This is a genomic window from Methylopila sp. 73B, assembly GCF_000526315.1.
GTDB lineage: Bacteria > Pseudomonadota > Alphaproteobacteria > Rhizobiales > Methylopilaceae > Methylopila.
The window spans coordinates 444,127-465,647 of sequence record NZ_JAFV01000001.1 but is presented as its reverse complement, the minus strand read 5'-3'; the positions used below and the strand labels follow the sequence as shown (position 1 = coordinate 465,647).

19 protein-coding genes are annotated in these 21,521 nt (G+C 69.1%); 8 read left to right on the top strand and 11 right to left on the bottom strand.

Annotation, left to right across the window (positions count from 1 at the left end):
- Positions 1–26 precede the first annotated feature (26 nt).
- From K244_RS0102240 to K244_RS0102200, 9 genes are all read right to left on the bottom strand, one after another.
- Complete coding sequence (locus K244_RS0102240; protein WP_020184615.1) at positions 27–980, bottom strand: acyl-CoA desaturase; 954 nt, start codon at positions 978–980, stop codon at positions 27–29.
- Between the two features lie 305 nt (positions 981–1,285).
- A complete protein-coding gene (locus K244_RS0102235) occupies positions 1,286–2,812 on the bottom strand; it encodes an acyl-CoA carboxylase subunit beta (RefSeq protein WP_020184614.1) in 1,527 nt (508 codons plus the stop codon).
- Between the two features lie 98 nt (positions 2,813–2,910).
- Positions 2,911–3,546, bottom strand: a complete 636-nt coding sequence (locus K244_RS0102230; RefSeq protein ID WP_036305397.1) for a hypothetical protein — start codon at positions 3,544–3,546, stop codon at positions 2,911–2,913.
- A 280-nt stretch (positions 3,547–3,826) separates the two neighbouring features.
- The gene (locus K244_RS24385; RefSeq protein ID WP_020184612.1) at positions 3,827–4,201 is read right to left on the bottom strand and encodes a formate dehydrogenase subunit delta; all 375 of its coding nucleotides are present in this window, start codon (positions 4,199–4,201) and stop codon (positions 3,827–3,829) included.
- Between the two features lie 10 nt (positions 4,202–4,211).
- Positions 4,212–5,054, bottom strand: a complete 843-nt coding sequence (gene fdhD, locus K244_RS0102220) for a formate dehydrogenase accessory sulfurtransferase FdhD (protein WP_020184611.1) — start codon at positions 5,052–5,054, stop codon at positions 4,212–4,214.
- Positions 5,055–5,178: 124 nt separating this feature from the next.
- Complete coding sequence (gene fdhF / locus K244_RS0102215) at positions 5,179–8,019, bottom strand: formate dehydrogenase subunit alpha (RefSeq protein ID WP_020184610.1); 2,841 nt, start codon at positions 8,017–8,019, stop codon at positions 5,179–5,181.
- Positions 8,020–8,029: 10 nt separating this feature from the next.
- Positions 8,030–9,589 carry an NADH-quinone oxidoreductase subunit NuoF gene (locus K244_RS0102210; RefSeq protein WP_020184609.1) on the bottom strand — a complete coding sequence of 520 codons (1,560 nt, stop codon included), beginning with the start codon at positions 9,587–9,589 and terminating at the stop codon, positions 8,030–8,032.
- On the bottom strand, positions 9,586–10,089 hold the full coding sequence (locus K244_RS0102205) for a formate dehydrogenase subunit gamma (RefSeq protein ID WP_024816265.1): 504 nt from the start codon (positions 10,087–10,089) through the stop codon (positions 9,586–9,588). Before K244_RS0102205 ends, K244_RS0102210 begins: the two co-directional genes overlap by 4 nt.
- Before the next feature lie 142 nt (positions 10,090–10,231).
- Positions 10,232–11,128, bottom strand: coding sequence for a LysR family transcriptional regulator (locus K244_RS0102200; RefSeq protein WP_020184607.1), 897 nt, complete (start codon positions 11,126–11,128; stop codon positions 10,232–10,234).
- A 212-nt stretch (positions 11,129–11,340) separates the two neighbouring features.
- On the opposite strand from K244_RS0102200, the gene K244_RS0102195 reads away from it, so the two are divergent.
- The 4 genes from K244_RS0102195 (at position 11,341) to K244_RS0102180 (ending at position 15,931) form a co-directional block, all read left to right on the top strand.
- Positions 11,341–13,392, top strand: coding sequence for a carbon starvation CstA family protein (locus tag K244_RS0102195; RefSeq protein ID WP_020184606.1), 2,052 nt, complete (start codon positions 11,341–11,343; stop codon positions 13,390–13,392).
- Between the two features lie 4 nt (positions 13,393–13,396).
- Complete coding sequence (locus K244_RS0102190; RefSeq protein ID WP_020184605.1) at positions 13,397–13,633, top strand: YbdD/YjiX family protein; 237 nt, start codon at positions 13,397–13,399, stop codon at positions 13,631–13,633.
- A gap of 516 nt (positions 13,634–14,149) precedes the next feature.
- Positions 14,150–14,884 (top strand): outer membrane protein, encoded by a 735-nt coding sequence (locus tag K244_RS0102185; protein WP_020184604.1) that lies wholly within the window; start codon positions 14,150–14,152, stop codon positions 14,882–14,884.
- 156 nt (positions 14,885–15,040) lie between these two features.
- Entirely contained in the window at positions 15,041–15,931 is an 891-nt protein-coding gene (locus K244_RS0102180) for a ferritin-like domain-containing protein (RefSeq protein WP_020184603.1), read from the top strand.
- A 183-nt stretch (positions 15,932–16,114) separates the two neighbouring features.
- Here the strand turns inward: K244_RS0102180 and K244_RS0102175 are convergent, their stop codons facing one another.
- Both K244_RS0102175 and K244_RS0102170 read right to left on the bottom strand, forming a co-directional pair.
- The gene (locus K244_RS0102175; protein WP_020184602.1) at positions 16,115–16,663 is read right to left on the bottom strand and encodes a formaldehyde-activating enzyme; all 549 of its coding nucleotides are present in this window, start codon (positions 16,661–16,663) and stop codon (positions 16,115–16,117) included.
- Between the two features lie 31 nt (positions 16,664–16,694).
- Positions 16,695–17,981, bottom strand: coding sequence for an MFS transporter (locus tag K244_RS0102170; protein WP_020184601.1), 1,287 nt, complete (start codon positions 17,979–17,981; stop codon positions 16,695–16,697).
- Between the two features lie 344 nt (positions 17,982–18,325).
- Between K244_RS0102170 and K244_RS23390 the strand changes: the two genes are divergently transcribed.
- The 4 genes from K244_RS23390 to msuE are packed head-to-tail and all read left to right on the top strand — an operon-like array spanning position 18,326 to position 21,477.
- The gene (locus K244_RS23390) at positions 18,326–19,264 is read left to right on the top strand and encodes an aliphatic sulfonate ABC transporter substrate-binding protein (protein ID WP_020184600.1); all 939 of its coding nucleotides are present in this window, start codon (positions 18,326–18,328) and stop codon (positions 19,262–19,264) included.
- A gap of 3 nt (positions 19,265–19,267) precedes the next feature.
- The gene (gene ssuC / locus K244_RS23385; protein ID WP_020184599.1) at positions 19,268–20,035 is read left to right on the top strand and encodes an aliphatic sulfonate ABC transporter permease SsuC; all 768 of its coding nucleotides are present in this window, start codon (positions 19,268–19,270) and stop codon (positions 20,033–20,035) included.
- A gap of 12 nt (positions 20,036–20,047) precedes the next feature.
- Positions 20,048–20,929 (top strand): ATP-binding cassette domain-containing protein, encoded by an 882-nt coding sequence (locus tag K244_RS0102155; protein ID WP_020184598.1) that lies wholly within the window; start codon positions 20,048–20,050, stop codon positions 20,927–20,929.
- Positions 20,926–21,477, top strand: a complete 552-nt coding sequence (gene msuE, locus K244_RS0102150; RefSeq protein ID WP_020184597.1) for an FMN reductase — start codon at positions 20,926–20,928, stop codon at positions 21,475–21,477. Before K244_RS0102155 ends, msuE begins: the two co-directional genes overlap by 4 nt.
- Positions 21,478–21,521: the final 44 nt, after the last annotated feature.

The following is a 21,521-nucleotide window of genomic DNA, read 5'->3' as shown; positions in this document are numbered from 1 at the left end:
CCGCGCCGCCGCGCATAGGGGAGCGCTCAGTCCGCCCGGGCGTTGGGCACGCGCACCACGTTCCACACCAGCCCGAGCTTCTCGAGGCCCGAGATGATGTAGCCGTTGACGTCGATCTCGTACCAGGCGAGGCCGGCGTAGGCGTTGCGTGGGTGCTTGTGGTGGTTGTTGTGCCAGCCGTCGCCGAAGGTCAGCAGCGCCAGGATCCAGTTGTTCTTGGCGTGGCTGTGGTTGTCGAACCGCTCGGACCCGAAGGTGTGCCCGATCGAGTTCACCGCCAGCACGATGTTGAGGAACAGGAAGGTCCGCAGGAAGCCGCCCACCAGCATGGACCCGATCCCGTGCTCCAGGCCGCCGAAGGCGTAGCCGAACAGGAACGGCGCGCCGGCCATGGAGACGAAGGCCCAGAACCAGCGGGTGCGATGGCACCACATGATCACCGGGTCCTGCTGCAGGTCGCGGGCGAAGACGTCGAGGTCGGTCGTGGTGGAGTCCGCCAGCCAGCCGATGTGGCTGTGGAACAGGCCCTTCAGCGTGCCTTCGTTGTTGCAGAGGCCGTCAACGACGGGGCTGTGGACGTCGCCGCACTGGTCGGCGTGGGCATGGTGGCGGCGGTGGTCGGCGACCCAGCGCAGCACCGAGCCCTGGCAGCAGAGCTGCGCCAGGATGCCGATCGCGTAGCGCATCGGCGTCGAGGTCTCGAAGCTGCGGTGGGTGAAGTAGCGATGGTAGCCCATGCCGACGCCGACGTTGATGATCACGTAGCCGACGCCGAGCGAGGTCCACTCGATCCACGTCATCTCATGCGTGAACATCCACCACACGCCGAGCATGGCGCCGAAGCCCATGCCGCCGATCAGCGTGCCGTATTCCAGGCGCTTCCAGAGCGCGTCGGGCCCGCCGACCTTGATCCCCGCCTTCGGGTGGGACAGCGCGCTTTCGCGTGCGCCGCCGCCGGATGCTGCATCCAATGCGACCATGATCGTACCTCGCCTCAACCGCCACACGAGCGAGAGACGGGGCCGCGCGCCCCTTGTGGGGGCGCAAGGCTCGGACGTGACAGGTCCACCCGCTCGCTCATAGCTAATGAGCCGTTAACGGGCGCGCGAATCGAGTCGAAAGTTAACGAAACGTTAAAATTGGCGAGATCGCGTTAATCACATTCCCCCTCCCCCGTTTCAAAGCGGGACAAGCAAGCCCTGCCGGGGGATCGGGGGAACGCGAAAAGGCCCGCGCCGAACCCGGCCGCGGGCCTTTTTCCTTCGTCCAGCAGCTCGAGGTCAGCTCAGAGCGGGATGTTGTCGTGCTTCTTCCAGGGGTTCTCGAGGCGCTTGCCGCGCAGCATGGCGAGCGCCCGCGCCACCCGGCGGCGGGTCGAGCGGGGCTTGATGACCTCGTCGATGTAGCCGCGCTCGGCCGCGATGAAGGGCGTGAGGAAATGGTCCTCGTACTCCTTCGTCTTGGCGGCGATGCCCTCGGCGTCGGCGCCGCGGAAGATGATCTCGACCGCGCCCTTGGCGCCCATCACGGCGATCTGGGCCGAGGGCCAGGCGTAGTTCACGTCGCCGCGCAGATGCTTCGACGCCATGACGTCGTAGGCGCCGCCGAAGGCCTTGCGGGTGATGACGGTGACCTTCGGCACAGTGGCCTCCGCGTAGGCGAACAGCAGCTTGGCGCCGTGCTTGATGAGACCGCCGTACTCCTGCGCGGTTCCCGGCAGGAAGCCGGGCACGTCGACGAAGGTGACAATCGGGATCTCGAAGCAGTCGCAGAAGCGGACGAACCGCGCCGCCTTGCGGGAGGCGTCGCTGTCCAGCACGCCGGCGAGCACCATCGGCTGGTTCGCGACGAAGCCCACAGTGCGGCCGTCCATGCGGCCGAAGCCGGTGACGATGTTCTTGGCGAACTCGGCCTGGATCTCGAAGAAGTCGCCCTCGTCGACCGTCTTCAGGATCAGCTCCTTGATGTCGTAGGGCTTGTTCGGGTTGTCCGGGATCAGCGTGTCGAGCGAGGGATCGTAGCGCTCGGGATCGTCGAAGGACGGCCACTCCGGCGCGCCCTCCTTGTTGTTGCCCGGCAGGAAGTCCATCAGCCGGCGCATCTCGATCAGCGCGTCGACGTCGTTGTCGTAGGCGCCGTCGGCGATCGAGGACTTGGTGGTGTGGACCTTGGCGCCGCCGAGCTCCTCCGAGGTCACCGTCTCGTTGGTGACGGTCTTCACCACGTCCGGCCCGGTGACGAACATGTAGGAGCGGTCGCGCACCATGAAGATGAAGTCGGTCATCGCGGGCGAGTAGACGTCGCCGCCGGCGCAGGGGCCCATGATCAGCGAGATCTGCGGGATGACGCCCGAGGCCAGGACGTTGCGCTGGAACACCTCGCCGTAGCCGCCGAGCGCCGCGACGCCCTCCTGGATGCGCGCGCCGCCGGCGTCGAACAGGCCGATGATCGGCGCCCGGTTGCGGATCGCCATGTCCTGGATCTTGATGATCTTCTGGGCGTGGGTCTCGCTGAGCGAGCCGCCGAACACCGTGAAGTCCTTGGCGAACACGAAAACCTTGCGGCCGTTGACCGTGCCCCAGCCGGTGACGACGCCGTCGCCCGGGATGGTCTGCTTCTCCATGCCGAAGTCATGGGAGCGGTGCTGGACGAACATGTCGTATTCTTCGAACGAGCCCGGATCGAGCAGGATCTCGAGCCGTTCGCGCGCCGTGAGCTTGCCGCGCGCGTGCTGGGCGTCGATCCGCTTCTGACCGCCGCCGAGCCGGGCGGTCGCCCGGCGCTGCTCGAGCTCCGCTACGATGTCCTTCATGTCCGCCCGAGGCTCCGCCGTCTTGAGGATCGTCAGGACGGCGTACCCCGCGGCCTGTTGCGCCGCAACGTCGACAATGGATCGAGGCGGCGCGGCCGTCAGCGGGCGCCCGGAGCCTCGACCATCGCCGTCTTAGGCTCCTTGGGCTTGGCCGGAGCCGCCTTCGGAGCCGCGGGAACCGCCGCGGGCGCGGCGGCGGGCGCCGTCTCGACCGGCTCGGCGTAGGGCTGCGCGAACACCTGCTTCGAGACGTCGGTGCCGTAGACCCGCTCCAGCACGTTGCGCGCAAGGCCGTTGGCGAGCGCGCGGTCGACCTCGGCCTTGTCCTGGGTGGCCGCCATCGCCGCCCCGATCACGCCGTTGATGGCGGCGTTGTCCATCGCCGTCACGTCGAACTCGCCGTGCGACTTGCCGCTCTGCGCGTCGCGGACGCTCACGTGCGCGGCGATGTGGTTGGCGTCGCCGATCAGCAGCGAGAGCGCCGGATCCTTGTAGTGCAGGTTTGTGACCGCGACCTGGATGTCCTTCGGCGCGCCCGTACGGCCGAAGCGCCCCGCTTGCCCGCGCATGCGCTGCCGCACCACCTCCGCGAGCGTCGTCGAGTTGACGGTAGGACGGACCGAGACGTCGACCTTGTCTACATAGGACGCGCGCTCGACGAGCGGCGGATGGTTCACGCAGGCGGCGAGACCGCTCGCGAGGACGACGGCGGCGAGAGGCGGCATGAGTCGCATCGTAAGTCTCCGGGACCAAGTCACCGCTTATTGCGGATCCCGGGCCCGAAAGAGCTACGTGGAAATGCTTAGAAACAAACGCGACGAAAAGATTGTAGCCGAATGGCCACTTTCTTTGCGGCGCGAGGTAACGGTGGCGCGCCTCCTAGAGGTAAGCGTGAAGCCGACGCAGGTCTTCGCCGATGCGGCGCGCGACCCTTGCGCTTTACTGAGACGCGCCGCGCGCCCGTAGTCCGGATCACGTCCGGGACACGGGCGCGAGCTTCGGACCCCGTAAGGATCAGCCGCGGCCGTTCTCGGTCACTTCGAGCGGCGCCTCGCCCGTGCGCGGCTCGGCCGTCGGGACGCGCTCCGCCTCGCCCCGGGTGGGTCGCTTCCCGTCATGGGCGGCCTTCAGCACCTTGAGCGCCTCCAGCGGAACCGGCTCGAGGCCGGAACCGCCGTTGCCCACGTGCTCGAAGATCTCGCTCTTCATGCGCGGGTCCCAGAAGTGCTGGATGTGGTCGACGAGGCCGGGCACGCGCTTGGCTTCGGGCTGGCTGTTGAAGAACCAGCCGATCTGGTTCGCCATGTAGATCAGGCGGTCGAGCGTGCTCTTGTGCTCGCGGCCCTCGATCTCGGGGACGCCCGGACGGGCTTCATGGGCGTGGGCCATGGCGGTTTCCTCAGCTCAGGCGGACGGCGCTCTCCGGCGCCGTGTCCGCGACGATGCGATGGGGGTGGGTGAAGACTTCGAAGCCGTCGCCGCGGGCGATGGCGGCCAGCGTGATCCCGGCCTCCTCCGCCATGCGCACGCCGAGCGCCGTCGGGGCGGAGACCGCCACCACGAGGCCGACGCCGATCACGGAGGCCTTCTGGATCATCTCGACCGAGACGCGGCTGGTGAGCGCCACGAAGCCGGTCGCCGCGTCCTCGCCCGCGCGGGCGAGATGGCCGGCGAGTTTGTCGAGCGCATTGTGGCGGCCGACGTCCTCGCGCGCGGCGACGAGGCCCTGCCCCGGCCGGTAGAAGCCGGCGCCGTGGACCGCGCGGGTGGCGAAGTTCAGCGTCTGCGCCCGCGACAGCGCCTCGAGCGCCGCGTGCACGTCCGTCGCCGTGAAGACCGCCTCGGCGGAGACCCGGCGCGCGGGCTTCACCGCCTGCTCCAGGCTGTCGATGCCGCAGAGGCCGCAGCCCGTCGGGCCGGCGAGGCTCCGGCGGCGGGCGCTGAGCGAACGGCCAAGGTCCTTGGAGAGCCACATCCGGGCTTCCAGCCCGATGCCCTGGTCCACGACCTCGAGGCTCTCGATCTCGGCGGACGAGCCGACGATGCCCTCGGTCAGGCTGAAGCCGATCGCGAAATCCTCGACGTCGGTCGGCGAGGCCATCATCACCGCCTGCGTGCCGCCGTCGTAGACCAGCGCGATCGGCGTCTCCGCCGGCGTCGCCCGCTCCGACGTCTCGCGCAGGGTCCCGTCGCGCCAGACGGCGCGGGAGATGCGAACGATGGGGGGTGGAGGGGAGGTCATTTGGTCTCGCGTCATCCCGGCCGGAGCGAAGCGCAGAGCCGGGATCGTCCGCAGATAAGAGCGTCTCGTCCGGAAAACGATCCCGGATCGACGCCTTGCGGCGTCGTCCGGGATGACGAGCGTCTTACTCCGCCGCGACCGGCAGGATCCGGCGGCTGAGATCGGAGTGCTCTTCGTAGCCCTCCTGCCAGGCGCTCGGGCCGTTCGAGGGCGACACCTGCACCGCCGTCACCTTGTACTCGGGGCAGTTGGTCGCCCAGTCCGAGAAGTCCGTGGTGATGACGTTGGCCTGCGTGTTCGGGTGGTGGAACGTGGTGTAGACCACGCCCGGCGCCACGCGGTCGGTGATCAGAGCTCGGAGGCTCGTCTCGCCGGCGCGGCTGCGCAGCGCCACCCAGTCGCCGTCGCGCACGCCGCGATCCTCGGCGTCCACCGGGTGGATCTCCAGCCGGTCCTCCTCGTGCCAGCGCGAGTTCTCCGTGCGGCGGGTCTGCGCGCCGACGTTGTACTGGCTGAGGATGCGGCCGGTGGTGAGCAGCAGCGGGAACCGCGGCCCCACCTTCTCGTCGGTGCCGACGTATTCGGTGATGACGAAGTTGCCCTTGCCGCGGACGAAGTGGCCGATGTGCATGATCGGGGTGCCGTCCGGCGCCTCCTCGTTGCACGGCCACTGGACCGAGCCCTTCTCCTCGAGCGCCGCGAACGAGACGCCGGCGAAGCTCGGGGTGGAGGCGGCGATCTCGTCCATGATCTCGGACGGATGGCTGTAGTCCATCTCGTAGCCCATGGCCTTGGCGATGAGCAGCGTCACCTCCCAGTCGGCGTAGACCGCCTTCGGGGCCATCACCTTGCGCACGCGCTGGATGCGGCGCTCGGCGTTGGTGAAGGTGCCGTCCTTCTCGAGGAACGACGACCCCGGCAGGAAGATGTGGGCGTAATTCGCGGTCTCGTTCAGGAACAGGTCCTGCACCACCACGCACTCCATGGCCGCGAGGCCGGAGGTGACGTGATAGGTGTCCGGATCGGACTGGGCGATGTCCTCGCCCTGCACGTAGAGGCCCTTGAACGTGCCGTCGACGGCCGCGTCCAGCATGTTCGGGATCCGCAGGCCCGGCTCCGGGTCCAGCGGCACGCCCCACAGCGTCTCGAACATCTCGCGCACGCCGTCTTCGGAGACGTGGCGATAGCCCGGGTACTCGTGCGGGAACGAGCCCATGTCGCAGGAGCCCTGCACGTTGTTCTGGCCGCGCAGCGGGTTCACGCCGACGCCGCGCCGGCCGATGTTGCCGGTCGCCATGGCGAGGTTCGCGATCGCCATAACGGTGGTCGAGCCCTGGCTGTGCTCGGTGACGCCGAGGCCATAGTAGATCGCCGCGTCGCCGCCGGTGGCGTAGAGCCGCGCCGCGCCGCGCACCCTGTTCGCCGGCACGCCGGTGGTGCTCTCGGTCGCCTCGGGCGAATGCCGCTCCTCGGAGACGAAGGCCGCCCAGTCCTGGAAGGTCTCCAGGTCGCCGCGCTCGCGGACGAAGGCCTCGTCGATCAGGCCCTCGGTGACGATGACGTGGGCCATCGCGGTGACCAGCGCGACGTTGGTGCCGGGCTTCAGCGGCAGGTGGTAGTCCGCGCGGATGTGCGGGCTCTTCACCAGGTCGATCCTGCGGGGGTCCGCCACGATCAGCCGGGCGCCGTCGCGCAGCCGCTTCTTCATGCGGCTCGCGAACACCGGATGGCCGTCGGTCGGGTTGGCGCCGATCACGAAGATCACGTCGCTGTCGTCGACCGAGTCGAAGTCCTGCGTGCCGGCCGAGGTGCCGTAGGTCGTCTTCAGGCCGTAGCCGGTCGGCGAGTGGCAGACGCGGGCGCAGGTGTCGACGTTGTTGTTGCCGAAGCCGGCGCGCACCAGCTTCTGGACGAGGTAGGTCTCCTCGTTGGTGCAGCGCGAGGAGGTGATGCCGCCGATCGACGAGCGGCCGTACTTGCCCTGGATGCGCTTGAACTCGGAGGCGGTGTATTCGATCGCCTCCTCCCACGACACCTCACGCCACGGATCGGTGATCTTGGCGCGGATCATCGGCTTGAGGATCCGCTCCTTGTGGCTGGCGTAGCCATAGGCGAAGCGGCCCTTGACGCAGGAGTGGCCGTGGTTCGCCTTGCCGTCCTTCCAGGGGACCATGCGCACGAGCTCGTCGCCGCGCATCTCGGCCTTGAAGGAGCAGCCGACGCCGCAATAGGCGCAGGTGGTGACGACGGAGTGCTCCGGCGTGCCGATCTCGATGACCGACTTCTCCTGCAGCGTCGCGGTCGGGCAGGCCTGCACGCAGGCGCCGCAGGACACGCATTCGGACTGCAGGAACGGCTCGTTCATGCCGGCCGACACGCGGCTCTCGAAGCCGCGGCCCGAGATCGTCAGCGCGAAGGTGCCCTGCACCTCCTCGCAGGCGCGGACGCAGCGCGAACAGACGATGCACTTCGACGGGTCGTAGGTGAAGTACGGGTTCGACTCGTCCTTCTTGGAGACGAGGTGGTTGTCGCCCTCGTAGCCGTAACGCACCTCGCGCAGGCCGACGACGCCCGCCTGCTCCTGCAGCTCGCAGTCGCCGTTGGCGGAGCAGGTGAGACAGTCGAGCGGGTGATCGGAGATGTAGAGCTCCATCACGCCCTTGCGGAGCTGCTTCAGCCGCGGGGTCTGGGTCTTCACCACCAGGCCGTCCATGGCCGGGGTGGTGCAGGACGCCGGCGTGCCGCCGCGGCCCTCGATCTCGACGAGGCACAGGCGGCAGGAGCCGTAGGCCTCGACGCTGTCGGTGGCGCAGAGCTTCGGAATGGCGTTTCCGGCCTCCATCGCGGCGCGCATGATCGAAGTGCCTTCGGGCACCGTGATCCTTTCGCCGTCGATGGTGAGCGTCACCATCTTCTGGGAGTTGGAAAGCGGGGTGCCGTAGTCGGTCTCATGGACGAGGGACATCAGTTCCTCCTCACTCGGCGGCCAACGGCATCGCGCCGCGGCCGAAATCTTCGGGGAAGTGGGTGAGCGCGCTCATCACGGGATAGGGAGTGAAGCCGCCGAGAGCGCACAGCGAGCCCAGTTTCATCGTGTGGGAGAGGTCTTCCAGGATCGCGAGGTTCTTCTCGCGCTCGACGCCGGCTATGATCTTGTCCATCACCTCGACGCCGCGGGTGGAGCCGATGCGGCAGGGCGTGCACTTGCCGCAGCTCTCGACCGAGCAGAACTCCATCGCGAAGCGGGCCTGCTTGGCCATGTCGACGCTGTCGTCGAAGATCACGATCCCGCCGTGGCCGATCAGGCCGTCCTTCTTGGCGAAGGCCTCGTAGTCGAACGGCGTGTCGAACAGCTCGCGGGGGAAGTAGGCGCCGAGCGGGCCGCCGACCTGCACCGCGCGCACCGGGCGCTCGGTGAACGTGCCGCCGCCGACCTCCTCGACCAGTTCGCCCAGCGTGACGCCGAAGGCGATCTCGTAGAGGCCGCCGTACTTGACGTTGCCGGCGAGCTGGATCGGCATGGTGCCGCGCGACCGGCCGAAGCCGACGTCGGCGTAGGCCTTGGCGCCCTCGGCCATGATGAAGGGCACGGAGGCCAGCGAGATGACGTTGTTGATCACCGTCGGCTTGCCGAACAGACCCTTGTGGGCCGGCAGCGGCGGCTTGGCCCGGACGAGGCCGCGGCGGCCCTCGAGGCTCTCGAGCAGCGAGGTCTCCTCGCCGCAGACGTAGGCCCCCGCCCCGACGCGGATCTCCATGTCGAAGTCGTACTCGGAGCCTGCGATGCGGGAGCCGAGGTAGCCGGCCTTGCGCGCCGCGGCGACCGCCTTGTTCATGGCGGCGACGGCGTGCGGATATTCGGAGCGGCAGTAGACGTAGCCCTTGTCCGCGCCCACCGCGACGCCGGCGATCGTCATGCCCTCGATCAGCTGGAAGGGGTCGCCCTCCATGATCATGCGGTCGGCGAAAGTGCCGCTGTCGCCCTCGTCGGCGTTGCAGACGATGTACTTCTTGCCCGGCGCGCAGGCGGCGACGGTGCGCCACTTGATGCCGGTCGGGAAGCCGGCGCCGCCGCGGCCGCGCAGGCCGCTCTCGAACACCTGCTCGACGGTCTCGGACGGGCCGATCGCGATGGCGCGCTCGAGGCCCTTGTAGCCGTCGTGGGCGAGGTAGTCGTCGAGCGAGACCGGGTCGGTCAGGCCGACGCGCTTGAAGGTGAAGCGCTCCTGCTTGGCGAAGAACGGGATCTTCTCGACGTTGCCGAGATAGAGCGGACCGCCCTGCCCTTCGAGCAGCCCGCCGTCGATCAGCGCGTCGACGTCGCGCGGCTTGACCGGGCCGTAGCCGACGCGGCGGCCGAAGGGGGTCACCACCTCGACCAGCGGCTCGAGCCAGAACATGCCGCGCGAGCCGTTGCGGACGATCTGGACGTCAAGGCCGCGCGCCGCGAAGGCGTCGGCGAAGGTCTTGGCGACCTTGTCGGCGCCGAGCGCGACCGCCGCGGCGTCGCAGGGAACGTAAATGCGGGCCGTCATGAGCGCACCTCCGCGGCGATCTCGTCGATCGCCTCGTCGTCGAGCCGGCCGATCAGGCGGCCGTTCACCATGGCCGCAGGCGCGCAGGCGCACAGGCCGAGGCAGTAGATGGGCTCGAGCGTGACCTGGCCGTCGGCGCGGGTCTCGCCGTAGGCGCAGTCCAGCGCCTCGCCGACCTTCGCCGACGTGACGTGGCCGCCGGCGGCCTGGCAGGCCTCGGCGACGCAGATCTTGACCACGTGCTTGCCCGCCGGCTCGTGCCGGAAATCATGGTAGAAGGTGAAGGTGCCGTGCACCTCGGCGCGCGACAGGTTCATCGCGTCGGCGATCAAGGGGATCGCGTCCTGCGGCACGTAGCCGAAGGTCTCCTGCAAGGCGTGCAGGATGGGCAGCGTCGCTCCTTCGAGCGGCAGGTGGTCCGCGATGATCTCGCGTCCTCGGGTCGGCGACCACGCTTCGTGCGCATGGCGCGATCCTGAGACGATATGACCCGTCGTCATGGTCCGCGCATCCTCCATATTGAATTCTTGTTGTTCTAAAGAGTGGGTCCTTCTCCCTCCCGCATCAATGGGCGTGTTCCGTTACGCGATAGAACATTCCTATCGGGCACGCGACGCGGCGCGCCCAAAAAGCGGTATCCGGCTACACTGACGCAAGCCGCGCGGCGAGCGCCTTCGCCGTGGCGACCAGGGCCGTGGTGGCCGGCGTCGTCGGGTCGCGATGCGGCACCACCAGCCCCACCGTGTGCACCACCTCCGGGTCGACGATCGGGATCGACCGGATGTTGGGCGGCAGGCCCATGACGTCGGTGAAGCTCTGCTGCAGCACGCTCGACCAGGCGCCGGTGCGGACATGGCTGAGCAGGACGACCGTATCGTTCGATTCGAGCGTCGGCGAAGGCGAAGCGCCGGCCTCGCGCAAAAGCGTCTCGACGATCCGGCGGTTCTGCATGTCCGGCGTCAGCAGGCAGAGCGGCAGCCGGCCGACGTCGCGCCAGGTGACCGTCTCCCGCGCGCCGAACTCGCCGTCGGCGGCGGTGATGAGGCGGTAGCCCTCCCGCCAGATCGGTGTCACGGACACCCGGCCCAGCGGCTCGTTGTCGAGATAGGTGATGCCGGCGTCGACCTCGAGATTGTCGAGCGCGGCGCCGATGTCGAGCGAGGTGCTGCTCAGGATCGTGAAGCGGACGTCGGGGTGCTGCGCGCGGTAGGGCGTAGTGAGTTGCGCCACCATCGGCAGCGCGGTCGGGATCACCGCGATCCGCAGGTGCCCCACGACGCCGCGCTTCAGCGCGTCGATGTCCTGGCGCATGGCGCGGGCGTCGCCGACGATGCGGCGCGCCCATTCCAGCGCGCGCTGCCCCTCGGGCGTGAAGCCGTGGAAGCGCGAGCCGCGCTCGACGAGCCGCACGCCGAGCGCGTCCTCGAGCTGCTTCACGCCGGCGGACAGCGTGGGTTGGGTGACGCCGCAGGTCTCGGCGGCGCGCCCGAAATGCCGCTCCTGTGCGAGGGCGAGAAGGAAATCCAGCTTGTCGAGCATTGTCTGTCCAGGTGCGCGGACCTCCGGGCGTCCGCAAGCGCGAACATAGCCTTAGGAGCACAGGCGCGCATCCGTCTTCAACGGGACAGCTTATTTCGGGGGACGCGGGCTGCGCGGCGTTTACGTACCGCTGCGGATGGGATTAAGGAAAGAACGTTAGCGGGCGGAACAATTGAAAAGATGGCGCCCGCGGCTTGGCCGGGAGGGCCCCGATGACAGCCATACGTTCCCATGCACCCTGGATCGCGCTCGCGCTGATCGGCGCCTTCGCGCTCGGCACCGTCGCGCTCCACCGCGGCGAATCGATCGGCGCGCTCTGGATCGTCGTCGCGGCGGTCTGCAGCTACCTCGTCGCCTACCGCTATTACGGCCTGTTCATCGCGAACAAGGTGCTGCGGCTCGATCCCCGCTACGCGACGCCGGCGACCCGTCTGAACGACGGCCTCGACTACGTTCCGACCAACAAATACGTGCTGTTCGGCCACCACTTCGCGGCCATCGCCGGCGCCGGCCCGCTGGTCGGCCCCGTGCTCGCGGCGCAGATGGGCTACCTGCCCGGCACGCTGTGGATCATCGTCGGCGTCGTGTTCGCCGGCGCGGTGCAGGACTTCATCGTCCTGTTCCTCTCGACCCGCCGGGACGGCCGCTCGCTCGGCGACATCATCCGCCAGGAGATGGGCCAGACCGCAGGCATGATCGCCCAGATCGGCATCCTGCTCATCATGATCATCCTGCTGGCGGTGCTCGCGCTCGTCGTCGTGAAGGCGCTGGTGGGCTCGCCCTGGGGCATGTTCACCGTCGCGGCGACGATCCCGATCGCGCTGTTCATGGGGCTTTACGGGCGCTACCTGCGCCCGGGCCACGTCGGCGAGATCTCGGTGATCGGCGTCGTGCTGCTCATGGCCTCGATCGTCTACGGCCAGCACGTGGCGGAAAGCCCGACGCTCGCGCCGCTGTTCACCTTCAAGGGCGAGGCCATCGCCCTGATGATCATCGGCTACGGCTTCGTGGCCTCGGTGATCCCGGTGTGGCTGCTGCTCGCGCCGCGCGACTACCTCTCGACCTTCCTGAAGATCGGCGCCGTCGTCGGTCTCGCCGTCGGCATCCTCGTGGTGATGCCGGACGTGAAGATGCCGGCGGTGACGAAGTTCGTCGACGGCACCGGCCCGGTGTTCGCCGGCTCGCTGTTCCCCTTCCTGTTCATCACCATCGCCTGCGGCGCGGTCTCGGGCTTCCACGCGCTGATCGCCTCCGGCACCACGCCGAAGCTGATCGAGAACGAAACCCAGGCCCGCTTCATCGGCTACGGCGCGATGCTCACCGAGAGCTTCGTCGCCATCATGGCGCTGATCGCGGCCTCGGTTCTGGACCCCGGCGTCTACTTCGCGATGAACAGCCCGGCCGCGCTGATCGGCACGACGCCCGAAAGCGCCGCCGCCGCCGTCTCGGCCTGGGGCTTCCTCGTGACGCGCGCCGACCTCACGCTGATCGCCCAGCAGGTCGGCGAAAGCACCATCCTGTCCCGCGCCGGCGGCGCGCCGACGCTCGCCGTCGGCATGTCGCACATCCTCTCGCAGCTCATCGGCGGCGAGGCGCTGATGGCGTTCTGGTATCACTTCGCCATCCTGTTCGAGGCTCTGTTCATCCTGACCACGGTCGACGCCGGCACGCGCGTCTGCCGCTTCATGATCCAGGACCTCGTCGGCAACGCCGTGCCGTCGTTCCGCGACACCAAGTCGTGGACGGCGAACGTGATCGCCACGGCGATCGCGGTGACCGCCTGGGGCTACTTCCTCTACCAGGGCGTCATCGATCCGCTGGGCGGCATCAACACGCTGTGGCCGCTGTTCGGCATCTCTAACCAGATGCTGGCGGCGATCGCCCTGATGCTGTGCACGGTCGCGCTGTTCAAGATGAAGCGGCAGCGCTACGCTTGGGTCACGATCGTCCCGACGGTGTGGCTGCTGATCTGCACGCTCACCGCAGGCGCCGAGAAGCTGTTTCACCCCTCGCCCGCCATCGGCTTCCTGGCCCACGCCCGGAAGTTCGGCGACGCGGCGGCCGGAGGCCAGATCCTCGCCCCGGCGAAGACCGTGGAGCAGATGGGCCGCATCGTGTTCAACGACTACGTCAACGCCGGCCTCACCATCGCCTTCATGTCGGTGGTGATCGCCATGGTGTTCTTCGGGCTGAAGTGGATCTTCATCGCCCTGAAATCCGACGACGTCACCGCCAACGACGCGCACGTCGCGCCGGCGGAGTGACCCGATGCGACAGGCGCTCCAGTCCGTCCGCCTCAAGCTCGACCCGCTGGTCTGCGCCTGCCGGGCCGCGCGGGAGACCGCCCATCTGATGGTCGGGGTACCGGACTACGACCGCTACGTCGCCCACATCCGGGCGACCCATCCGGAGACGGAGCCGATGACCCGCTCCGCCTTCTTCCGGGACGCCACCGACCGCCGCTACGGCGGCGGCGGGCGGACCGGCGTGATGCGCTGCTGCTGAAGCGCCACGACGGGGCGGGCCCATAACCCGCCCCGTCGCGTGCGAGACGGCCGCGTACGCGCGGAGCGCCCTTCTGGTTGTGTCGCTCGAACGATTTTTTCCGGCGGGTTTCCAAGCGGTTTATGACGCGAGCGCCGGCGCCAGCACAACCCAGGCGAGATCCAGCAGATCCCCCGCGGCCGGCGCCCTGCGCGATGCAACCTTCCACGCGCCGCGCCGATCACGCGAGGTAACCAAACGCCTCCCGCCGCAACTTGAAGCTGTATTCACTGGCGCGCGTCTGCAATGATCGCCGGATTTCGCTGTCGCGAGGCCGGGGTCGCGCCGCCCCAGCGAAGTTTTACTTCGGCCGACGTCACGTAATTCTTCAAAATCCACAGTGCATAAATTCCACGCTATAAAGTCGTGTTGAGATTTAGACACAGACTCGACTTCGCAACTCCAAGGATACTGAAGTAGCGATTGTCAGCAGCGAAGACGGGTCCATTCTACCGGCCCTGACTGGAGGGTCTTCGCATGCGCCTGTTCACGACCTCATGCCTCGCTCTGGCGACGGCCTTGGCGGCTTCGACCGTCCCGGCGCGCGCGGCCGACCTGCCGTTCGAAGCCCCCGCCGAGGCGATCGCCGTGTCCGGCTTCACCTGGAGCGGCGTCTACGTCGGCGGCGCGATCGGCTACGCCTTCAGCGACCTCGACGTGAAGAACCGCGGGCTGGGTGACCGGTTCAGCTACAAGAACTCGCTCGACGGCCTGACCGGCACCGCGTTCGTCGGCGTGAACTACCAGTTCGACGCGATCGTGGTCGGCGCGGAAGCGGACGTCACGATCGGAGACTTCGGCGGCAAGTCGAAAGGCTGCGGCAACGGCGCGCCGTTCACCTTCACCTGCAAAGCAAACGCCGACGACCTGTTCGGAACGGTCCGCGGCCGGATCGGCTACGCCTTCGATCGCATCCTGGTGTTCGGCACCGGCGGCCTCGCGATCGGCGGCGACGTCGACTTCAAGCGTGACAGCCCGTTCGGGGCCCCGTTCGACTTCCGCAAGAAGTCCTCCGGGACCCGGTACGGCTACGCCGTGGGCGGCGGCGTCGACTATGCGGTCACCGACAACGTGATCGTCCGCGCCGAGTACCAGTACGTCGACTTCGGCAAGGAGAAGTTCACGTCCCGCAGCGCGGTCGGCGGAACCCAGCCGGTCGAGATCGAACAGGACGCGCACTTCGTCCGCGCGGGCCTCGCCTACAAGTTCTGACCTTTTCGTCGCGAGCCGCAGGGCTTCGCCGACTGGCCTCCGCGCGACCCCGCGCGGCGGCGTGAGCCTTCGTTTGCGTAAAGCGCCGCGTCCCGCGTGGGACGCCGCGCGCCGACCCGCGGCCAGATCAAAGCCCTCAAGGGAGCCCGACCGACCATGACGCACACGACCGACAAGACCCCGCGCCCCGCCGTCCTCGACCTCGAAGCCGGACGCCGCGCCTTCATCCGCGCCTGCGGTCTCGGCGCAGCCGGCGCCGCCGTGTTCGCCGCGACGGGCGCTGCGCCCGCCGCCGCCGCGACGACCGACCTCGACGTGCTCAACTTCGCGCTGAACCTCGAGTATCTCGAAGCCGAGTTCTACGTCCGCGCCGCCTTCGGTCGCGGCCTCGCGAGCGGCGACATCTCCGGCACGGGGCGCCTCGGCGGCGTGATCGGCGGCCGCAAGGTGACCTTCGCCACCAAGAACATCCGCCTTTACGCCGAAGAGATCGCGGACGACGAGGAGAAGCACGTCAAGCTGCTGCGCGGCGCCCTCGGCTCCCAGCGCGTGGCGCGGCCGGCGATCAATCTGACCGACAGCTTCACCGCCGCGGCCCAGGCCGCGGGCCTGATCGGCGAGGGCCAGACCTTCGACGCCTTCGCGAACGAGACCAATTTCCTGCTGGCGGCCTACATCTTCGAGGACGTCGGCGTGACCGCCTACAAGGGCGCGGCCCCGCTGCTCGCCAACAAGGCGCTGCTCGAGACCGCCGCCGGCATCCTCGCGGTCGAGGCCTACCACGCAGGCGTCATCCGCACGATCCTGTTCGGCCTCGGACTGTTCGACGCCGCGCAGGCGATCTCGAACGCCCGCGACTCGCTCGACGGCGCGAGCGAGATCGACCAGGGGATCGGCACGGCGAACAAGGCGAACCTCGTTCCGACCGACGCCTTCGGCGTCGCGTTCAGCCGCTCGGTCCCTCAGGTGAAGAACATCGTCTACCTGTCGCCCACCGGCGCGAAAGGCGGCTTCTTCCCCTCCGGCATCAACGGCGCCTTCGCCTGATCCAAACGGCGTCCGCCGCGGCGTCGTCCACGTCCCGGCGGAGGCCACCCTCCCCATCGTCCTCCGGCTCGAGCGGAGGACCCACGTCAGACGTCGGTGTCGACGTCGGAGATGGATGGTGCGGTCAAGCCGGACCATGACGGCGCGGGTGGCGGAGGCGGCGCGCAGCGGCCGCCCTCAGGCTCAGACCTTACCGTCGAGGCCCATCTGATAATACTTGTGGGTGATCCGCTCCTGGTTCTCCAGCAGCCAGTCGATCGTCGGCTCGTTCGACATCGCCTTGCGGATCGCCTGGGTCATGCCCTTGCGATGGATGTCGAACAGGACCTTGTGGTCGAGGTTCTCGACGTCGACGATGGTGGGCGCGAGCCAGACCGAGCAGATGATGCCGAGGTCGTTGGCCTTCTCCTTCGGGATCAGCCCCTCGCGCACCGCGTCGAGCACGCCGTTGGCGATCGCGAACTGCACCGTGCCCATCAGGATGTTGGTGTAGCGCGGGTTGTCGACGGTGACCTTGGAGACGCAGAGCGTCACGGGCCGCACCATGATGTCGGTGTTCAGCAGCGCGAACACGCGGGTGTGGCCGGCGACCTGGTCGCCCGTCAGCGTCGCGAGCGCCGTGCCGACCGGACCGTCGAGTTCGCCGATGACGACTTCGGGCTCGGCCGCGGTGCCGGGAGGGCCGCCGGCGACGAGCGCCTCGCCGGCGCGCAGGACGATGCGGTTGGACATGGGGATCTCCTCGTAGACGTTTCGAACGGCGTCAGGACGCGGCTTCGGCCGCGGCCTTCGTCGACGCCCTGCTCTCGCGCGGAAGCCACAGGCAAAGCAAGAGCGCCGGCAGTCCCGTCAGGAAGGTGATGACGAAGTAGGGCCCATAGCCGACCGCGGCCACGCCGAACCCCGAGCCGCCGGCGAGCAGATGGCCCGGCAGCGCGTAGATCGAGCTCAGCACCGCGTAGCGGGTCGCGGAAAACTCGGACGCCGCGAGCTTCGACATGAAGGCGATGAGCGCGGTGCCCGCGACCGCGGAGGCGACGTTGTCGAAGCTGATGGTGGCGGTGAGCATCGCGACGCTGTGGCCTGCCGCCGACAGCGCCGTGTAGAATAGGTTGGTCGTGGCCGAGGCGACGATGCCCATGATCAGCACCGTCCGCACGCTGAAGCTCTTCAACAGGAAGCCGCCGAGGAAGGCGCCGGCGATGCCGAGCGCGACGCCGAAGATCTTGGTGACGTTGGCGATCTCGACGTTGGTGAAGCCGAGGTCTTTGTAGAGCGGCGACGACATCACGTTGGCGAGCTGGTCCGGCACCCGGTAGAGGCCGATCAGCGCAAGCGTCGTGAGCGGCGTGGCGGCGACCAGCGCGAAGAGGTCACGCACGGGAGCGGCGAGCGCGGACCCGGCGCTCGTGGGCTCAGGCCGCGCGGCGTCGCGGTCCGTCGCGGGGATGATCGTCAGCGTCAGCGCGGCGACCAGCGCCATGATGGCCGCCATGCCGCCGTAGGCGCCGATCCAGCCGAGGTCGGTGGCCAGATAAAGCGCGCCGGCGCCGGCGGTCAGCATCGCGAGCCGGTAGCCGAGCTGGTAGGCCGCGACCAGCAGGCCCTGCTCGTCCGGCCCCGCCGCCTCGACGCGCCAGCCGTCGACGGCCGCGTCCTGGGTCGCGGAGGCGGCGGCGGTGGCGAAGCAGCCGATGGCGGCGAGCGCAAGGTTGGCCGCCGGATCGCCGAAGGCCATGGCGGCGAGCCCGGCCGCGACGCAGACCTGCGCCGCGAAGATCCACGCCCGGCGCCGCCCGAGCGCCCGGCCGAGCGGCCCGAGGCTGTAGGCGTCCATCGCCGGCGCGATCAGGAACTTCAGGCTGTAGGCGATGCTGGCCCAGGACAGAAGGCCGATGACCTGCACGCTGACGCCCGACTCACGAAGCCAGAACGCGAAGGTGCTGCCGACCAGCAGCAGCGGCAGGCCGGAGGCGTAGCCTAGCACGCCCGAGGAAACGCGCTTCAGGCCGAAGCCGGCGGACCGGGACGGCGGCGGCGGATTGGGCACGGACGACCTCCCTGGCCGAGCGATGGCGATGGGCGCGCCCGGCGGCGATTCGTGGCCGCGAACGCATCGTCTCCTTCCTAACCCATCCCTGCGCCCGCGCGCGCCCGCCATCCGTCGCACGCGGTTCACAGCCCGCGGAGGCCGCCTCCGCATTTAATGTTGACAGGTTCTATGGAATTAGATGGTTATAACGACGTGGCGGCGACGATCGCGGCCGACCGAACCCCGCCGAGGGCCCGATCCGATGCGCTGTCGACCTTCGCGCTGACCTACGTTCCGCCTGAACCGCCCCCGTCCGTATCGAGCGCCCCGCCGCTCCGGACATGAAACCCGAGATTAACCTCATGTTGACCCGCCGCACCGCGCTCGGAGCGCTCGCCGCCGCATCCGCCCTCCCGTTCGCCGGCCCCGCCCGCGCCGACGCGAAGACGATCCGGATCGGCCTGCAGAAGAACGGCGTCTTCCTGATCGCCAAGACCCGCCGCGCTTTGGAAGAGCGGTTCGCGGCCGACGGCGTGACGATCGAATGGCTCGAGTTCACCTTCGGCCCGCCGCTGCTCGAGGCGTTGAACGTCGGCTCGATCGACATCGGCACCGCCGGCGACGCGCCCCCGATCTTCGCCCAGGCCGCCCGCGCCCGCTTTGTTTACGCCGCGACCTACCCCGCTTCCGGCGCCGCGATCCTCGTCCCGAAGGACTCGCCGCTCCGTTCCGTCGCCGAGCTCAAGGGCAAGCGGATGGCAATCCCGAAGGGCTCCAGCGCCCACAACGTCGCGGTGCAGCTCATTGAAAAGGCAGGGCTTTCGTTCGCCGATGTGACGGCCGCCTACCTGCCGCCCGCGGACGGACAGGCCGCCTTCTCCCGCGGCGCGGTCGACGCCTGGGCGGTGTGGGACCCGTTCTTCGCCATCGCCGAGCAGACGCTCGGCGCCCGCGTGCTCGCCTCGAGCGACGACGTCGGACCGCAGAACGGCTTCACCCTCGCCAACCGCGGCTTCGCGACCGAGAACCCAGCGCTGCTGAAGGCCGTGATCGACGAGTTCGCCCGCGTCGGCGTCTGGGCCGACGCCCACAAGGACGAAGTGGCCGATCTCTTCGCCGCCGCCACCAAGACTCCGCCCGAGGCGCAGCGCCGCGCCCAGACCCGCACCGGCTACGCCGTGCGGACCGTGACGCCGGACGTCGTCGCGACCCAGCAGGCCAACGCCGACCGTTTCCACCGGCTCGGTCTGATCCCGACGCCGGTGGTGGTCGCCGACGCGGTCTGGACCGCGGGAGCCTGAGCCATGCGCTTCGACGCCAAAAACCTGCTGGCCTTCGTCATTCCCGTCGGGCTGATCGTCGTGTGGCAGGGCCTGTCCCTGCTCGGCGAACTGCCGCCTGAAGTGCTGCCGGCGCCGACCGACGTGGTGGCCGCCGGCTGGCGGCTCGGCGCCTCGGGCGAGCTCTGGAGCAACATCGCCATCAGCGCCTGGCGCGCCGGCGTCGGCTTCCTGATCGGCGGCGGCATCGGCTTCGCCTTCGGTCTCGCCAACGGCCTGTCCAAGCTCTCCGAGCGGCTGACCGACCCGACGCTGCAGATGATCCGGACCATCCCGCACCTTGCGATGATCCCGCTGGTCATCCTGTGGTTCGGCATCGACGAGACCGCCAAGATCTTCCTCGTGGCGCTGGGCGTGTCATTCCCGATCTATCTGAACACGCTGCACGGCGTGCGGACCGTCGACGCCCAGCTCGTCGAGATGGGCCGGGCCTACGGCATGACGAGCCGCGAGCTGTTCTTCCGCGTCGTGCTGCCGGGCGCCCTGCCCTCGATCTTCGTCGGCCTGCGCTACGCGCTCGGCATCATGTGGCTGACGCTGATCGTCGCCGAGACGATCTCGGCCTCCTCGGGCCTCGGCTACATGGCCATGAACGCCCGCGAGTTCATGCTGGTCGACGTCGTGGTGCTGTCGATCCTCATCTACGCCCTGCTCGGAAAGCTGGCCGACAGCGTCGCCCGCTGGCTCGAGCGCACGACCCTCTCCTGGCACCCCGCCTACCTCGCCCGCTGAAGGACGATCCGCATGACCGCACGCACGTTGTCCTCCCGCGGCTTCGCTGCGGCCTTCTCGCCGCTCTCGGAACGCCGCGCCGACGCCGCGAACCGCTTCGCCTCCGGCGGCCAGGGCGCCACCGTCACCTTGCGCGGCCTGTCGAAGGCTTTCGGCTCGAAGCCCGTGCTGAAGGGTGTGGATCTGCACATCCCCGCCGGCCAGTTCGTCGCCGTGGTCGGCAAGAGCGGCTGCGGGAAGTCCACCCTGCTGCGCACGATCCTCGGCCTCGAAGCGCCGACCTCCGGCGACGTTCGGGTGGCGGACGCGGCCCCGAACGTGCGGTCGGCGCGCATCATGTTCCAGGAGCCGCGGCTGCTGCCGTGGGCCAGCGTGCTCGACAACGTCGTCGTCGGCGTGGGCGACCGCTCGGACAAGGCCGCCGCCCGCGCGGCGGCGCAGGCCGCGCTCGCCGAGGTCGGGCTTGCCGACCGCGCCGGCGAATGGCCCTCCGCCCTGTCTGGCGGCCAGAAGCAACGCGTGGCGCTCGCCCGCGCGCTCGTCAGCCATCCGCGCCTGCTGGCGCTCGACGAGCCGCTCGGCGCGCTCGACGCGCTGACCCGGATCGAGATGCAGGCGCTGGTCGAGCGCATCTGGCGCGAGCAGGGCTTCACCGCCGTGCTCGTGACCCACGACGTGTCGGAGGCGCTCGCGCTCGCCGACCGCGTGGTGCTCGTCGAGGACGGCGCCATCGCGCTCGACCTCGCCGTCGACCTGCCCCGCCCTCGGCGCCGCGGCTCGCCCGAGCTCGCCCGACTCGAGGGGATCATCCTCGACCAGCTGTTCAACACCGGCGCCCGCGCAGGCGACGCCAAGGACGCGCCGGTGCGCGCGCGCCAGGAGGTCTACGCATGAGCCGCAAGTCCATCGTCGCGATCACCGGCAGCCTGTCCCAACCGTCGCGCACCCGCCGGCTCGTCGAGGACGTCGCGGGCCGCGTCCAGTCCCGCTCCGGCGGCGCCGTCACGCTGATCGACGTGGCCGAGATCGGCCCCGACCTCGGCCAGGCCTTCAGCCGCGCGGCCGCCTCGCCGGCGCTTGAAGCCGCCCTCAAGGCCATCGAAAGCGCCGACCTAATCGTCGCCGGCTCGCCGGTCTACAAGGGCTCCTACACCGGCTTCTTCAAGCACCTGATCGACCTTGTCGACTACAAGGCGCTGGCCGGCGTGCCCGTGGCCCTGCTCGCGACCGGCGGCTCGGACCGCCACGCGCTCTCGGTCGAGCACCAGCTCCGGCCGCTGTTCGGCTCGTTCGACGCCCACACCTTGCCGACCGCCGTCTTCGTCGTCGACCGCGACATCGTCGACGGCCGGGTGGTCAACGAGGGCGTCGCCCGTCGCGTCGACAACCTGATCGCCGAAGCCGCGGGCGCCCTCGCGCGCCCCGCCGCGATCGCCGCCTGATCCCCGCACCACCGTCTCGGTCTCTTACGCTTCAGGAACCCTCG

Bases quoted from the DNA above. Each gene is read 5' to 3' on its own strand.
- fdhF (WP_020184610.1), bottom strand. From the start codon at position 8,019: ATGTCCCTCGTCCATGAGACCGACTACGGCACCCCGCTTTCCAACTCC.
- K244_RS24385 (WP_020184612.1), bottom strand. From the start codon at position 4,201: ATGGCCCACGCCCATGAAGCCCGTCCGGGCGTCCCCGAGATCGAGGGC.
- K244_RS0102200 (WP_020184607.1), bottom strand. From the start codon at position 11,128: ATGCTCGACAAGCTGGATTTCCTTCTCGCCCTCGCACAGGAGCGGCAT.
- K244_RS0102155 (WP_020184598.1), top strand. From the start codon at position 20,048: ATGACCGCACGCACGTTGTCCTCCCGCGGCTTCGCTGCGGCCTTCTCG.
- K244_RS0102195 (WP_020184606.1), top strand. From the start codon at position 11,341: ATGACAGCCATACGTTCCCATGCACCCTGGATCGCGCTCGCGCTGATC.
- fdhD (WP_020184611.1), bottom strand. From the start codon at position 5,054: ATGACCTCCCCTCCACCCCCCATCGTTCGCATCTCCCGCGCCGTCTGG.
- K244_RS0102210 (WP_020184609.1), bottom strand. From the start codon at position 9,589: ATGACGGCCCGCATTTACGTTCCCTGCGACGCCGCGGCGGTCGCGCTC.
- K244_RS0102240 (WP_020184615.1), bottom strand. From the start codon at position 980: ATGGTCGCATTGGATGCAGCATCCGGCGGCGGCGCACGCGAAAGCGCG.
- msuE (WP_020184597.1), top strand. From the start codon at position 20,926: ATGAGCCGCAAGTCCATCGTCGCGATCACCGGCAGCCTGTCCCAACCG.
- K244_RS0102190 (WP_020184605.1), top strand. From the start codon at position 13,397: ATGCGACAGGCGCTCCAGTCCGTCCGCCTCAAGCTCGACCCGCTGGTC.
- K244_RS0102180 (WP_020184603.1), top strand. From the start codon at position 15,041: ATGACGCACACGACCGACAAGACCCCGCGCCCCGCCGTCCTCGACCTC.
- K244_RS0102175 (WP_020184602.1), bottom strand. From the start codon at position 16,663: ATGTCCAACCGCATCGTCCTGCGCGCCGGCGAGGCGCTCGTCGCCGGC.
- ssuC (WP_020184599.1), top strand. From the start codon at position 19,268: ATGCGCTTCGACGCCAAAAACCTGCTGGCCTTCGTCATTCCCGTCGGG.
- K244_RS0102185 (WP_020184604.1), top strand. From the start codon at position 14,150: ATGCGCCTGTTCACGACCTCATGCCTCGCTCTGGCGACGGCCTTGGCG.
- K244_RS23390 (WP_020184600.1), top strand. From the start codon at position 18,326: ATGTTGACCCGCCGCACCGCGCTCGGAGCGCTCGCCGCCGCATCCGCC.
- K244_RS0102235 (WP_020184614.1), bottom strand. From the start codon at position 2,812: ATGAAGGACATCGTAGCGGAGCTCGAGCAGCGCCGGGCGACCGCCCGG.
- K244_RS0102230 (WP_036305397.1), bottom strand. From the start codon at position 3,546: ATGCGACTCATGCCGCCTCTCGCCGCCGTCGTCCTCGCGAGCGGTCTC.
- K244_RS0102205 (WP_024816265.1), bottom strand. From the start codon at position 10,089: ATGACGACGGGTCATATCGTCTCAGGATCGCGCCATGCGCACGAAGCG.